The sequence below is a fragment of the Leucogemmata humicola genome (assembly GCF_055379415.1).
Window position 1 is genome coordinate 756,933 of sequence record NZ_AP040875.1, and the last position, 13,087, is coordinate 770,019.

Annotated in this window: 10 protein-coding genes; 5 read left to right on the top strand and 5 right to left on the bottom strand. The window is 63.9% G+C overall.

The window, feature by feature from the left end; genetic code table 11:
* Positions 1 to 22: 22 nt before the first annotated feature.
* Both AC6H4Z_RS03050 and AC6H4Z_RS03055 read right to left on the bottom strand, forming a co-directional pair.
* Entirely contained in the window at positions 23 to 1,135 is a 1,113-nt protein-coding gene (locus AC6H4Z_RS03050) for a serine/threonine-protein kinase (RefSeq protein ID WP_497545267.1), read from the bottom strand.
* Positions 1,132 to 1,671: an ECF-type sigma factor gene (locus AC6H4Z_RS03055; RefSeq protein WP_497545268.1), complete on the bottom strand. Its 540-nt coding sequence runs from the start codon at positions 1,669 to 1,671 to the stop codon at positions 1,132 to 1,134. The genes AC6H4Z_RS03050 and AC6H4Z_RS03055 overlap by 4 nt, the downstream gene beginning before the upstream one ends.
* 107 nt (positions 1,672 to 1,778) lie before the next feature.
* Between AC6H4Z_RS03055 and AC6H4Z_RS03060 the strand changes: the two genes are divergently transcribed.
* A complete protein-coding gene (locus AC6H4Z_RS03060) occupies positions 1,779 to 3,704 on the top strand; it encodes a multicopper oxidase domain-containing protein (protein ID WP_497545269.1) in 1,926 nt (641 codons plus the stop codon).
* 69 nt (positions 3,705 to 3,773) lie between these two features.
* Here AC6H4Z_RS03060 and AC6H4Z_RS03065 read toward each other — a convergent pair whose 3' ends face one another.
* The gene (locus AC6H4Z_RS03065) at positions 3,774 to 4,199 is read right to left on the bottom strand and encodes a PepSY domain-containing protein (protein ID WP_497545270.1); all 426 of its coding nucleotides are present in this window, start codon (positions 4,197 to 4,199) and stop codon (positions 3,774 to 3,776) included.
* Between the two features lie 119 nt (positions 4,200 to 4,318).
* Positions 4,319 to 6,367 (bottom strand): thioredoxin domain-containing protein, encoded by a 2,049-nt coding sequence (locus tag AC6H4Z_RS03070; RefSeq protein ID WP_497545271.1) that lies wholly within the window; start codon positions 6,365 to 6,367, stop codon positions 4,319 to 4,321.
* A 75-nt stretch (positions 6,368 to 6,442) separates the two neighbouring features.
* On the opposite strand from AC6H4Z_RS03070, the gene AC6H4Z_RS03075 reads away from it, so the two are divergent.
* Positions 6,443 to 7,747: a PHP domain-containing protein gene (locus AC6H4Z_RS03075; protein WP_497545272.1), complete on the top strand. Its 1,305-nt coding sequence runs from the start codon at positions 6,443 to 6,445 to the stop codon at positions 7,745 to 7,747.
* Positions 7,744 to 9,291, top strand: a complete 1,548-nt coding sequence (locus AC6H4Z_RS03080) for a glycosyltransferase family 39 protein (protein WP_497545273.1) — start codon at positions 7,744 to 7,746, stop codon at positions 9,289 to 9,291. Before AC6H4Z_RS03075 ends, AC6H4Z_RS03080 begins: the two co-directional genes overlap by 4 nt.
* 10 nt (positions 9,292 to 9,301) lie before the next feature.
* Here the strand turns inward: AC6H4Z_RS03080 and AC6H4Z_RS03085 are convergent, their stop codons facing one another.
* Positions 9,302 to 9,883: a MarR family winged helix-turn-helix transcriptional regulator gene (locus tag AC6H4Z_RS03085; RefSeq protein WP_497545274.1), complete on the bottom strand. Its 582-nt coding sequence runs from the start codon at positions 9,881 to 9,883 to the stop codon at positions 9,302 to 9,304.
* A gap of 246 nt (positions 9,884 to 10,129) precedes the next feature.
* Between AC6H4Z_RS03085 and AC6H4Z_RS03090 the strand changes: the two genes are divergently transcribed.
* The gene (locus AC6H4Z_RS03090; RefSeq protein ID WP_497545275.1) at positions 10,130 to 12,337 is read left to right on the top strand and encodes a TonB-dependent receptor; all 2,208 of its coding nucleotides are present in this window, start codon (positions 10,130 to 10,132) and stop codon (positions 12,335 to 12,337) included.
* Positions 12,334 to 13,083, top strand: coding sequence for a tetratricopeptide repeat protein (locus AC6H4Z_RS03095; RefSeq protein ID WP_497545276.1), 750 nt, complete (start codon positions 12,334 to 12,336; stop codon positions 13,081 to 13,083). Before AC6H4Z_RS03090 ends, AC6H4Z_RS03095 begins: the two co-directional genes overlap by 4 nt.
* Positions 13,084 to 13,087 lie beyond the last annotated feature (4 nt).

The window sequence follows — 13,087 nt, forward strand, 5'->3', positions numbered from 1 at the left end:
CCTGATGGTGCAGGTTACACAGTTACGAAGGTTCACGCAGATGCAGCCCGATCGCCGACAGCTCGGCGAGCACCTCTGCTGCCGAGTTGGGGCGATCGTCAGCTCGCTTCGCGAGCAGGCGCATGACCAATTGCTCCAGCCTTGCTGGCACACCGCTTCGATGTCGCGTGAGCGGTTGCGGGCGCTCGACGAGGTGGGCCGTCAGCAACGCTTGACGCGACTGGCCGGTGAAGGGCGTCACGCCGGCAATGAGCTGGTAGGCAATCACTCCTAGCGCGTACAGATCGATACGGTGATCCGCAGTCGGATCAGCGGACGCTTGCTCGGGCGCCATGTACGCTGGAGTGCCGATGCGTACACCCGCCGTCGTGGCGCCGCCATCGCGCAGGGCAACGGCACTCTCACCACTAGTTGCGACGACGAATGCCTTGGCCACTCCGAAGTCGGCAATGATCGCTCGACCGTCGTGGAGCAAAACGTTGTCGGGCTTGAGGTCGCGATGAATCACTCCACACGCGTGCGCATAGTCGAGCGCCGGGGCAATTTCGTGGACGATACGAACCGCATCGACGATCTCGAGCCTGCGTTCGCGCCGAAGCCGAGCGCCGAGCGTCTCACCGTCGACGAACGGCATCGTGTACCAGAGTCGACCAGCCTCCTCACCAGAGTCGAGGACGGACAGAATGTGCGGATGCTGCAGGCTCGCGGCAAATGCGATCTCGCGTCGGAAGCGCGCGGGGCCGCGACCGCCCACGGTCGCGCGCAGCACTTTCAGCGCGACGTGACGATCGCGAGCAATGTCACGCGCGCGGTACACGACGGCCATGCCGCCACGCCCTGCCTCGGCCTCGACGACATAACGGTTGCTGAGCGCCGCGGCAAATGACGCGTCGCCGCCCGGCTCCTCCCACAATGAGGCAAATCGCTCGGCGGCGGGCTGCGACAACAGATCGCTGCGCTGTTCGAGCCGATCGCACGCGATGAGCATTATCGAAAGCTCGTTGCGCAGGGCAGTGTGCCCTCCGCATTCGGTGTCGAGGAACGCGGCGCGCTCACTCGCAGGTAGCGCGAGCGCGGCATCGAGCAATGGTTCGAGCTCGTTCCACTGGGCGGGAGATGGCGTCTTTGCCGTCATGAGAGGAGCATCCGTTCGAGCAGCATCCGCGCCTTGGCCCAGTCGCGCTGCACCGTGCGAGTGGTGACGCCGAGTTCCGCAGCGGTTTCGCTTTCGGACAGTCCGCCGTAGAAACGAAGCTCGACGACTCGCGCGAGACGCGATGAGAGTTCGGCAAGACGATCGAGCGCTGCATCGATCGCGAGTAGCACCTCTGGCTCATCGCCCGCCGGTATGACGTCGTCCTCGAGCGTAACCCGTGTGTAGCCGCCGCCGTGTTTGTGCGTTGCACGAGCACGCGCACGGTCGACGAGAATGTGCCGCATCGCGACGGACGCAACCGCGCGAAAGTGAGCTTGGTCGCGCCACACACCCGGCGTGTTCGTAGCGAGTTTGAGATATGCCTCGTGAACGAGCGCCGTCGTCTCGAGAGTGCAGCCGCCGTGCTGCGCGCCGCGCGCAACGAGATGCCGGTGCGCGATCGTACGCAGCTCGTGATACGCCGCTTCCACCAATCCATCGAGGGATTTGGTCGCCTGCGCCTTGGTCCGGTTCACGTGCTCTCGAGGGCGTGTCGTGTTGCGCGGCCGATTCTCGTGTTTCCTGGTAGGCAGCGCGGCCTCGAACGTGTGACGTCGCGTCGAAAACCGCAACGGGAATTTTCATGAGACTCTTACGGATGCGAGCCATACGGCTTGCGAGCTTTGCCACGCTCGTCAGTGTCCCACTGCTGCTCGGCACCACGAGATCACGCGCGCCGGAAACCGCGGTCCCCAACGACAATCGCCGGGCGGCGGGGTCGTTGACGAACGGAGTGCTCGTCGTGACGCTCGAAGCACGCGAGGGACTCTGGCAGCCGGAAGGAACGAGCGGACGTGCGCTTCCCGTCGCCGCCTGGGCCGAAGAAGGCAAACCGCTGTCTGTGCCAGGACCGCTCATTCGCGTGCCCGTCGGCACCGATGTGCGCGCGACGTTGCGCAATACACTCGACAGGCCGCTCACCGTATTCGGATTCGGAAAGACACGCGGCATGTCGGACAGCGTCGTGATTCCGGCGCGTACGTCGCGCGTCGTGCAGTTCACTGCGAACGCGGCGGGGACGTACTACTACATGGCCCGCCGTGAAGTCGTGGCCCCGTTCGGTGGGCGCGCCGAGGGGGACATGGAACTCGTTGGCGCAATCGTCGTCGATCCGCCGGGCGCGAAGGCAAGCGATCGTGTTTTCGTTCTGTCATGGTGGCTAACGCTCGATCCAAAGAGTCCCAGTGGCGTCGGCCGCGGGACGATGGCGATCAACGGACTCTCATGGCCGCATACGGAGCGCATCGACATCACGCAGGGGGACTCCGTGCGCTGGCGTGTGATCAACATGACCGAGCTCGAACATCCGATGCACCTGCACGGCTTCTACTTCAGCTTGAAGTCGAGAGGCGACGGCGTGCGCGATACGATCTTCCGTCGCGACCAGGAGCGTCTAGGTGTGACCGAGCCATTGACTCCGTTCACGACGATGTCGCTTTCGTGGCTGCCGGATCGCGCTGGGAATTGGATCTACCATTGCCATTTCGCCGACCATATCTCTGCGCTCGCGTCACTCGAGGGCGGGAAGGGTCAATCTGCCTCCGGCATGGCGATGAAGCACGGCTCCGACACACCGCACGAAATGTTCGGTCTCGTGCTCGGCCTTCGTGTCGCGCCCAGCGGAAAGCCGGTGACGCTGGCGGAAGCGCCGCGCGCGGTTCGCATGACTGTGCGACAAAAGGACAACGTGTACGGCACCCATGCCGGGTATGCGATGGTGCTCGACGGAACGCCTGCGGCGAAGGATCCGAACGCGATGCCGGTTCCCGGTGCGCCGTTGGTGCTCGAGCGCGGAAAGCCGGTGGCGATCACCGTCGTAAATCGCGCGAAAGAGCCGGCGTCGATTCACTGGCATGGCATCGAGCTCGAGAGCTATCCCGACGGCGTTCCTGGTTGGAGCGGCAGCGGACAACAGGTTCTGCCCGCCATACGACCCGGCGACTCGATCACCGTTCGCTACACTCCGCCGCGCGCCGGAACGTTCATGTATCACTCACACTTCAACGAGAACGCACAGATCCCGTCGGGCTTGTACGGACCAATCCTCGTCGTCGAGCCAGGCGAGAAGTACGATCCCGAGCGTGATCGGCTGATGTTCTTCAATACGGCGGGTCCGTTCACGAACGTCGTCTTCGGACCCTTTCCAAATCACGTGTTGAATGGAGTCGAGCAACCGACGCCGATGGACCTGCAGGCCGGAAAGACCTATCGCCTTCGTCTGTTCAATCTTGCTGAAGGCGGTCCCACGGTTCTGTCGGTAATGAATGGCAAGCAGCCCGTTCAATGGAGAGCTGTCGCGAAGGATGGCGCTGCCCTGCCGGCGTCGCAGGCGACGATGCGACCCGCGGAGCTTCGATTTGATCCGGGCGAGATCTACGACTTCGAACTCACTCCGGCTAAGGCAGGCAATCTCGCATTCACGTTCGGACCGCCGCCGGCAGGGAGCGTTCCTCTGCCGCCGGGAGTATCGTTGCCGCCGCGACGGACGCTGACGATGCGAGTGAAGTAGTCCACGCACATCGAGAACAGAACGAGGCGAAGGGCCTCGTCCTGTTCTCAGTTTACGAACGTCTTGGCGTTACGGTTTGTTCGTGTTCTGCTTGTGGTCCCAGCTCTCGCGCAGCCAGCCCACCTTTCCACGCAATCCGCCGAACTGCTTCGACGACAGCACTGCCCCCGTCCGCGCATCGATGATCACCTTCGTGTGCGTCTGCTTCTTGTCCGGGATGATGTCGATGGCGTACTGCGGGCGACCGTCGACCGCGTTCATTTCGCCTGAGCCGATCTGCCCCGGTACCACGCAGAGCGCGATGAGCTTTGCCCGATTGGGCGAAATCATCGTCTCCTTATCGTAGAGGTCGGTCTTGATCGACACTTCCTTCGCGGCCGGGACGTCCGTGCCAGCGCAGGTCTTAGCGTCTGGCCGATACCATTCGCCCTTCTGCGCTCGCGCGGTCGCGGCTGATGCCACAACAAGCGCTGCTGCCAGTATTGTCATTTTCATTGCTCACACTCCTTCTTGAAGGCTCTGTTCGCTCCGATGGCGAGTTGGCTCTTCAATTGGCAATGCTCGTGCTCGAAATGCCGCGTGCTCACAAAGAAACGGGCGGAAGGCCGGGAGCCTCAATTCGTAGCCTTCAGAACTCCGTCGAGTTGCTCGCCGAGTCTCTCGGCGCTCGTCGCCGGCTCCTCGCACGCGTAATTGCGGCACACGTACGCCGTCGCCCGCCCATCGCGCGCCTCGCGACCCTCCAACAGCGCGATCCCATGATCGGCGCCGCCGGCAATCACCAGCGACGGCACATACCGCTCGCCCGCCGTGCGCTCGAGTGCCCCAAATTCCGCCGATCCAACCTCGCCGACGATCGCCAGCTCCACAGCGCCGTTCACCAGCATGTCCGCGCTGCCGAGCATATGCCCGAACGCCGACGGGTACCGCGACATCGACGGTGCGAGCGTTTCCACCACGTACGTCGCGCGCCGCCGTGCATCGGTGTCGTGATACAACTCCGCGAGCCGCGCCAGGAGCTCTACGGCGAGTGACGTGCCCGACGGTACCGCGTTGTCCGTCACGTCCCGCGGACGCGTAATGAGTGTTTCGTGATCACTCGCCGTGTCGTAGAACGCTCCTGTCGCATCATCCCAAAACCACGCGACGGTAGCGTCGCTCATCGCGCGCGCCCGATCGAGCCAGCGCACGTCGAATGTGACTTCATACACGCTCAGTGCCGCGAGGCCGAGCGCTGCGTGATCCTCCAAGTAGCCAGCGATGCGCGCTCGCCCGTCCTTGTAGGAGCGGAACACTCGGCCGTTGGCGACCATCGAGTCGAATAGAAAGTCGGCAACGTCCACCGCGAGCGCGCGATACTTCGCATTCCCAAACGCGCGCGCCGCCTCGGCGATGCCACGCACCATCAGTCCGTTCCACGACGCGAGCACCTTATCGTCGCAGCCAGGCCAGACTCGCTTGGCTCGCACGTCGTACAACTTCTGCCTAGCGCGTGAGATCGTCTCCACGAGTGTGGACTCGGAGATCTTGAACTTCGCCGCGATCGTGCGCCGGTCGCTCACGACGGACAGAATGTTCTTGCCTTCGAAATTTCCGTCGTCGGTCACGCCCCAGTAGGCGCGCATCACCGGCGCATCGTCGCCAAGAATGGAGTCGAACTCCTCGCCGGTCCACACATAGAACTTGCCTTCGTGTCCTTCGCTGTCGGCGTCGAGCGACGAGTAGAAGCCGCCACCGCTGGGTGCACGCATCTCGCGCACGGCCCAGTCGATCGTCTCTTCCACGACGCGTTTTGCGTCGGGATCATGCGTTGCCTGCCATACGTGCGCGCCAAGGCGAACGAGCAGCGCGTTGTCGTACAGCATTTTCTCGAAGTGCGGCACGAGCCAGACCGCATCGACCGTGTACCGGGCAAAGCCGCCGCCGACCTGATCGTAGATGCCGCCGTTCGACATGTGACGGAACGAGCGCGTCACCATCTGGAGCGCGTACTCCACGCCAGTGCGTGCCCAGTACCGTAGCAGCGAATCGAGCGACATCGTTTGCGGAAACTTTGGCGCGCCCTCGAAGCCGCCGTTCTCCTCATCGTGGCGGTCGCTCAGCGCGCGATACGCGTGGTCGAGGAGTTCGGACGTCAGCGGACCCGCGCTGCGCGTCTGCTCTCTCGTCACGTCGTACATCTCACGCACCGACTCGGCCGTGCGCGCCACGTCGGCGGGCTTCGACGTGTACGCGTTGGACACCGCTTGAAGAATGCGCGTGAACGACGGCATCCCTTGACGATCGTGCTTGGGGAAGTACGTGCCACCGTAGTACGGAAGGCCATCTGGCGTGAGAAACACCGTCATTGGCCAACCGCCATGACCCGTCATTGCCTGCACGGCCTGCATGTAGATCCCGTCGAGGTCCGGGCGCTCCTCACGGTCGACCTTGATGTTCACGAAGCGCTCGTTCATCAGCGCTGCCGTCGCCTCGTCCTCGAACGACTCGTGCTCCATCACGTGGCACCAGTGGCACGCCGCGTAGCCAATACTCAGGAGAATCGGCTTGTTTTCGGTGCGCGCGCGCTCGAGCGCCTCCGGTCCCCAGGCGTACCAGTCCACGGGGTTGTTGGCGTGCTGCAAGAGATATGGGCTCGTCTCGTTCGCCAGGCGGTTGGGCATTGTGAGAACAGGGAAGGCGCGTCAGTTTGTCGAACACTTGGGACTGTCTGCACTTCACGCTCAAACTATACCGGCTTGCCACGCTCCACCGCTCGCGCCTCGCGCAACGATTCCACCGCCGGCCCCGTGTCCTGGCGCCGCCGAATTCCCTGGTGGGCCGTCGCCATCACCGGTCTGGTGTTGATCACCGCGGCCTTCGCGACCGATCCGATTCGCGACGCGGTGAATCTCACGGGCGTGGGCGAGGGACGACTCGAGGTGTCTCCGGGCTACCTGTCGATTGCGCCGCTGTCCAACGTGCTCGACACGCTCACACTGCTCACCGTCGCCCAGCACATCGCGATTCTGGTCACGCTGATCCTCGGTTTTGCGGCGTACCGGTTCATGCGCGTGCGCGGGTCGCTCATGGGCACGACGATCGTGCGCGAGTTGGCGGCTGCCGGAGTCTTTCTCGGAGTCATCCTGCTGACGTACGCGATTGCGCTTGCAGCTCCGCGGCCAATGGCGCAGTTCGTCGCGTCTGACGGGCTCGTGATCAGCGTCGATTTTCACGCGCACACGAAATATTCGCACGACGGACGCGCTGGCTGGAGCGAGGACGACGTACGCTCCTGGGCGCGCGGCGCCGGGTTCGACGCCATCTATGTCACCGATCATCGCTCGTTCGAAGGCGCCGAACGTGGCATTGCGGCCAATCCGCCGCAGGCGGGTGAAGGACCGATCATCCTGCAGGGACTCGAGGCTTTCTATAAGGGTGAGCACGTCAACGTGCTTAGCGCGGGTCGACGCTTTCGCGGCGTCACCACGCCCGACCTCAAGGACGTCGACGAGCAGTCGCTCTCGCTCGCGAGTCTGATTCCTGCCACGGCGCCCGTTCTCATCGAGACCGTTCCGGCGAATCTCGCCAAAGTGCCGGCATCGTCGAACGGCGTGCCCGGCGCCACGGCAATCGAGATCGTCGACGGATCGCCGCGCGGTTTATCGCAAACGCGCCGTGAGCGCGCACGCATCGTTCAATTGGCCGACAGTCTCAACCTCGCGCTCGTCACTGGCTCCGACAATCATGGTTGGGGACGTGCCGCACCGGGATGGACGCTGCTCCGAATTCCGGGTTGGCGTGGTATGAGCACCGATTCACTGTCGCAGCGCATCGAACTGGTCATCCGTCAGGGCCGACGCGACGCGACGCGACCCATCGAGCGCACCATCGCTTCGGCGACCAATCCGCTCACCATCGCGCTTTCGCTGCCACTCGTCACGTGGACGATGTTCACCACACTCGGCCCCGATGAGCGCGTGATGTGGCTTGTCTGGACGTGGGGGATCGTGATCGTCAGTGGCGTGATCGCTCGCTACCGCCGACGCCCAATCGCCGCGTGATCGACGCGGCCGCACCGCGCGCGAACGCTTCATCGCGCGCGATTCTCATCGTAACTGTTGCGGCGCTCGTTCGACTCGTCTTCGCCGCGGTCATTCCCGCGTTCCCAGACGAGACGTACTACTGGGATTGGTCGCGACAGTTGGCCACCGGCTACTTCGATCATCCGCCCGTTGTCGCGTGGCTCATTCGACTTGGTGACGTTCTGCTGTCGCCATTGGGACTGTCGGCCACGCCACTCGCTGTGCGCTTCGGACCAGTGCTCGCCGGTTGGGTTGCCGCACTCGCGACCGTTGGTATTGCGCGCCGCCTCGGCGGCGAACGCGGAGCGATTCGCGCGGCGATTCTCATTACCGTGCTCCCGTTGGCTGCTGCCGGGTTGATTCTCGCCACGCCCGACGCGCCCCTCCTCGCTGCTGCTGGTCTCGGACTCTATTGCATCGTTCGCGCGCTCGAGCATCCACCTCGCTCGCGCGACGCGCTCGTCTGGTGGGCGCTCACCGGCGTCGCGCTCGGCGCCGCATTCTCGTCGAAGTTCACGTCGATCTTCTTGCCGGTTGCCGTGACGCTCGCCGTGCTCGTTCGCCCGTCGCTACGCGCGCGACTGCGCGAGCCTGGACCATACGTCGCGTGCGCGATCGCGACGATCGTTTTTCTTCCGGTGCTCGTCTGGAATTCACACCACGGTTGGATCGCATTCGTCTATCAGGTTCGGCACGGGCTGTCCGCGCCGCAGGGATCGGCGCTGCTCGCCGCGTGGAAGCACGAGGGCGATTTCTTTGGCGGACAGGCGGCACTCGCGTCGCCAATCATCTTCATCATGCTGGCAATCGCCGTCGGCCGATCGCTGACGCGCAAGTCGAGTGACACACGCTTTGTGCTGGCGATGGTCGCACTCGTGTCGTTCGGCTTTTTCATCTACAGCGCACTGCGCCAGCGCGTCGAACCAAACTGGCCAGCGCCGGCGTTCATTCCCGCGATCGTCCTTCTCGCCACCGCAACGTGGAATACGGCGGGTGAGCGCTGGCTGCGGGCGGGTGTGGTGCTCGCCGCGGCGATGTCACTGTTGATCTATGCACAGGGCGTGGTTCCGATTCTGCCACTACGCCCCGCCAAAGATCCGATCGCTCGCGCGTTCGGTTGGAAGGACCTGACGGCAGGCGCCGAATCCGCCGCGCTATCGGTGTCGACGCGAACGAACCATCCGACGTGGCTCGGCGGCGACCGGTATCAGGAGGCGTCCGAGCTCGCCTTCCACGCGGCGTCGCATCCGCGAACGTTCGCCACGAATCTGTCTGGCCGTCCGAATCAGTACGACCTGTGGCCCGGTTTTGCCGATCTCGCCAAACCCGGCGACAATCTTGTTCTCGCTCTCGACGACTCGCGCGATATCCCCGGCGCGATCGCGCAGCTGTCTCGCCATTTCGCGGTCACCGAGCGTGGCGATAGCGTTGTTCTTCGCCGCGGCAAAGGCGAAATCGGCGTGCGCAGATTGTGGTTGCTGGAGGGGTGGCGGGGCGGATGGCCCCAATCCGATCGACCCTAAGCCGTCGACCCTAGACGTTCCGGTGCCGAGCGCGGACGCCTTCGAGCAGTTTGATCAGCTGGCGCTGCTCGTCTTCTGACAGGTTTCCGACCGCGACGTCGTCGGCTTCCTTCATCGCCACCTCGAGCTGATCGAGCACGGCGCGCCCGGCGTCGGTGATGTAGCAGAACACCTGCCGGCGGTCTGGCGATGTGCGCTCGCGGCGCGCGAGTCCGGCTGTTTCGAGCTTGTCGAGCAGGCGCGTGATGCCCGGCGCCGCGTGGATCATGCGGTCGCGAATCACGAGGGTGGGCAGACCCTCTGGGCCGGCACCCCTCAGAATGCGCAGCACATTGTACTGCTGAATCGTGACACCTGTGCTGGCCACCACCTGCGCAAAATGCCGCTCGATGATCGCAGCGGTTCTCAGGATGCTGACGGCAACTTCGGCTTTGACGGAATGGAAGGGACGCCGCTGGGCGATTTCCTCCCGAATTCCGCCGCCATCCGATTCTCCATCGTCGCTCGGTGACGACCGATCCGTCACGAACGCGTTTCCGATCGCAAGTGCGTCATTCTCCTGCTCAACTCCCGCTGATTGCTCGGTTTCCATTTCACCGTAGCTGATGATAGGCGCCTGTGAATACTGACGCGAGCCGCCGACCAATCGTTGAGCGGGCGAAACTGGATCCAATTTCGGCCAAACTGCCCGGAAGCGCCCGGCACCACCGCTCGTTCACCAATCGCTTCAACCCGCACAGAGTTCACGCCGGCACCAGGTTTCGACCGCTCACCGAGCCGCCAGGACGGTTCGCCGAATTGTTGTAAGAGAACGCTCGGCACTGCCGTAGGCTCAACCATGCGAACTACTCACCGTCATCTCGCGTTCAGCCTGGCCGGTGTCGCGCTCACCACCTCTCTCGGCGCCCAAACGCCGACGCCTCATTCGCTTCGCGGGATCGTATCCAATATCGCCGGTGCACCAATCGCCGGTGCGAGTGTCTTTCTGCTCGAGTCGCTCGACGCCTCGGTGACTGACAGCGCCGGACGCTTCGTCCTTCGTACCGACGCCACTGGGACTGTCACCGTCGTCGCCCGTCACATCGGCTTCGCGCCCGGGACCGTCTCGGTTCCCGTGGATACCGCCGGGTCGATCGCGATCAGACTCGTATCGCAGGCCGCCGTGCTGACGCCAATCACCGTGCAGGCCGGTGCATACAAGGCGGGCAACGAACACGGCTCGAGCCTCACCGCGCTCGAAGTGGTCTCCACGCCTGGCGCCAACGCCGACGTCGCTCGCGCCATGCAAACACTTCCCGGCGTCCAGAACGTCGATGAAGGCACCGGTCTCTTCGTCCGCGGCGGCGACGTCACCGAGACGAAGGTCCTGCTGAACAACGTCGTCATGCTGTCGCCCTACAACTATGAAACACCAACGGGCAACTACACCGTCACCGTCAATCCATTTCTCCTCGACGGAATCTTCTTCAGTTCCGGCGGTTTCGGCGCGCGGTACGGCAACATTCTCTCTGGCGTCGCCGACCTTCGTACCGCCGGACGTCCGGTTCAAACCAGCGTGACGGGTGTGGCAGGATTGGCCAGCGTCTCGTCAGGCGTCGACCTCGCGCTTGACCACGGCCTCGCCATCCACGCCACGGCCGCGCGCAACGACACCCGTCTTCTATTCAAGCTGAACGGCGCCACGCGTTCGTACTCGCCCGCGCCAAGTGGCACCGACGTCAGCGGCAGCGTCGTGTACAACTACCGCCCATCGGCCGAGATCAAGACCTTCGTCATCGATCGCCGCAGCGCGCTGGGCATCGGCGTCGACGATCCATCGTTCAACGGCGGCTATTCGTCCGACTCGCACAGCACGATGATCCAGTCGGGGTGGAGCGATGTCTTTGGCAAATTCTCTCCGACGCTCAGCGTCTCGTACGCCAGCGCCCACCGCAACGAAGGCTTCGGCGTCTTCGACCTCGGCAACGACGAGCACTGGTCGCAGCTCTTCACGCAAACCGCGTGGAGCCCGGACGATCGCCTCGCGCTACGCATCGGTGGCGACCTCGATTGGCGCGACGGGCGGTTCATCGGTTCGCTTCCGCAGCAGTCCGATGATCGCGCTCCCGGCGCGCGCTTCACCACCTTCGACTCACGCGCCGACGGTTCGCGCAACGGCGTCTTCGGTGAAGCGGACTGGCGTGCCGCCGAGCGTTTGCGTGTGATCGCTGGACTGCGCAGCGACTACTCCAACTTCACTCACGTTCGCACCGCGGATCCGCGTCTCTCGCTCGCGTACAAACTCGGCGAGGCTACGGTCACCGCGGCCGTCGGCGAATACCACCAGGTATCCGATCCGTTGTACTTCGCGTCGGGAATCGGCGCCTCGAATCTCGAACCGATGTCCGCGCAGCAATACGTCCTCGGATGGCAACTCGGCGAAGACAAGCAGGTCGTGCGCGTCGAGATCTACGACAAGCGCTATCGCGACCTCGTCGGTCTCACGCGTGACAAGGATGTCGTGGGGAATGGCACCGGGAACGCGCGCGGCGCCGATGTGTTCGTCCGTCGCAACATCGGCCCTTGGTTCTCGACGCGGCTCACGTACACGTATGTCAACTCGCGCCGTACCGATCCGAGTAGCGGGGTCATGGCGTCCGCGCCATTTGATATCACGAATTCAATCACGCTCATCGGTGATCAGCAGCTACCGAAGGGATGGAGTGTCAGCGGGGCGGTACGATACGCTACCGGCAAGCCATTCACGCCGGTGACGGGCGCTTCGTTCGACGCGTCGCGCAACGTGTGGACGCCAGCGTACGGCGCACCCAATAGCGACCGACTTCCCCCAGCGGAGCGCGTGGACCTCAGCGTGTCGCGCGTCACGCGCCTGACGCCGCGCACGATCCTCGTGTACTTCGCGTCGCTCGACAACGTCTTCGATCGCACCAACGTGTACCAGTACACCTACAACGCCAACTACTCGCAGCGCATTCCCGTGCGCAGTCTGTTCAACCGCTCCATCTATCTCGGAGCGTCCATCACCCACCTCGAGCTCGGACGATGATGCGTACTAAACACCTCGTGCTCGCGTCGACGCTATTTCTTGGCGCACGCACGGCGCAGGCTCAAACCGCGCCGCCCAAATGGGCCGATACGCTCAGCGCGGAGATCGACAAGGCCGCACTTGCCGGCGATTTCGCCAAGGTACAAGCCGCGCGTGCCCTTGCCGATCGCGTTGCCACGGCGTTCCCCGACGACGGACTCATTCTCCACTATCAGGCCTTCGCGATCTACCGCGAAGCAATGTTCGCCGTAGGGCGAGGCGCCGACGCCAGTGCGCTTCTGAGCCGCGCGATGGGGATCCTCGAGAAGTCGGCGAAAACGCGGCCGCTGGCCGAGACGTATGTAATCATGTCGTCGATCGACGGCCAGTTGATTGCGCGCGATCCGTCGCGAGCCATGGAGCTCGGCATCGCGTCACAGGCTGCGTCACAGGCGGCGCTCACGCGCGGTCCGACCAATCCGCGCGTTTGGCTAGTCCGCGGTATGGGCGCACTCTATACTCCCGAAGAGTACGGCGGTGGAATCAAGCCGGCGAAGGAGCAGCTCGAGCGCGCGATTGCACTGTTTGCCAAGGATGCGCCCAAGCCCGGTGAGCCGTCGTGGGGCCGCGCCGAAGCGTATGCGTGGCTCGGTCAGGTGTATGAGAGAACTGGCGACAAGGCAAAGGCAGCCGAGTCGTACAGGAGCGCTATTGCGATCGCGCCCAATTATTCGTACGCAAAGTCCCTCGCGGCAGCACTCAAGTAGGTCC

What these genes read in the sequence shown, in the direction of transcription:
- AC6H4Z_RS03050 (WP_497545267.1), bottom strand. Translation starts at nt 1,135, where the DNA reads ATGACGGCAAAGACGCCATCTCCCGCCCAGTGGAACGAGCTCGAACCA.
- AC6H4Z_RS03090 (WP_497545275.1), top strand. Translation starts at nt 10,130, where the DNA reads ATGCGAACTACTCACCGTCATCTCGCGTTCAGCCTGGCCGGTGTCGCG.
- AC6H4Z_RS03085 (WP_497545274.1), bottom strand. Translation starts at nt 9,883, where the DNA reads ATGGAAACCGAGCAATCAGCGGGAGTTGAGCAGGAGAATGACGCACTT.
- AC6H4Z_RS03095 (WP_497545276.1), top strand. Translation starts at nt 12,334, where the DNA reads ATGATGCGTACTAAACACCTCGTGCTCGCGTCGACGCTATTTCTTGGC.
- AC6H4Z_RS03060 (WP_497545269.1), top strand. Translation starts at nt 1,779, where the DNA reads ATGAGACTCTTACGGATGCGAGCCATACGGCTTGCGAGCTTTGCCACG.
- AC6H4Z_RS03065 (WP_497545270.1), bottom strand. Translation starts at nt 4,199, where the DNA reads ATGAAAATGACAATACTGGCAGCAGCGCTTGTTGTGGCATCAGCCGCG.
- AC6H4Z_RS03070 (WP_497545271.1), bottom strand. Translation starts at nt 6,367, where the DNA reads ATGCCCAACCGCCTGGCGAACGAGACGAGCCCATATCTCTTGCAGCAC.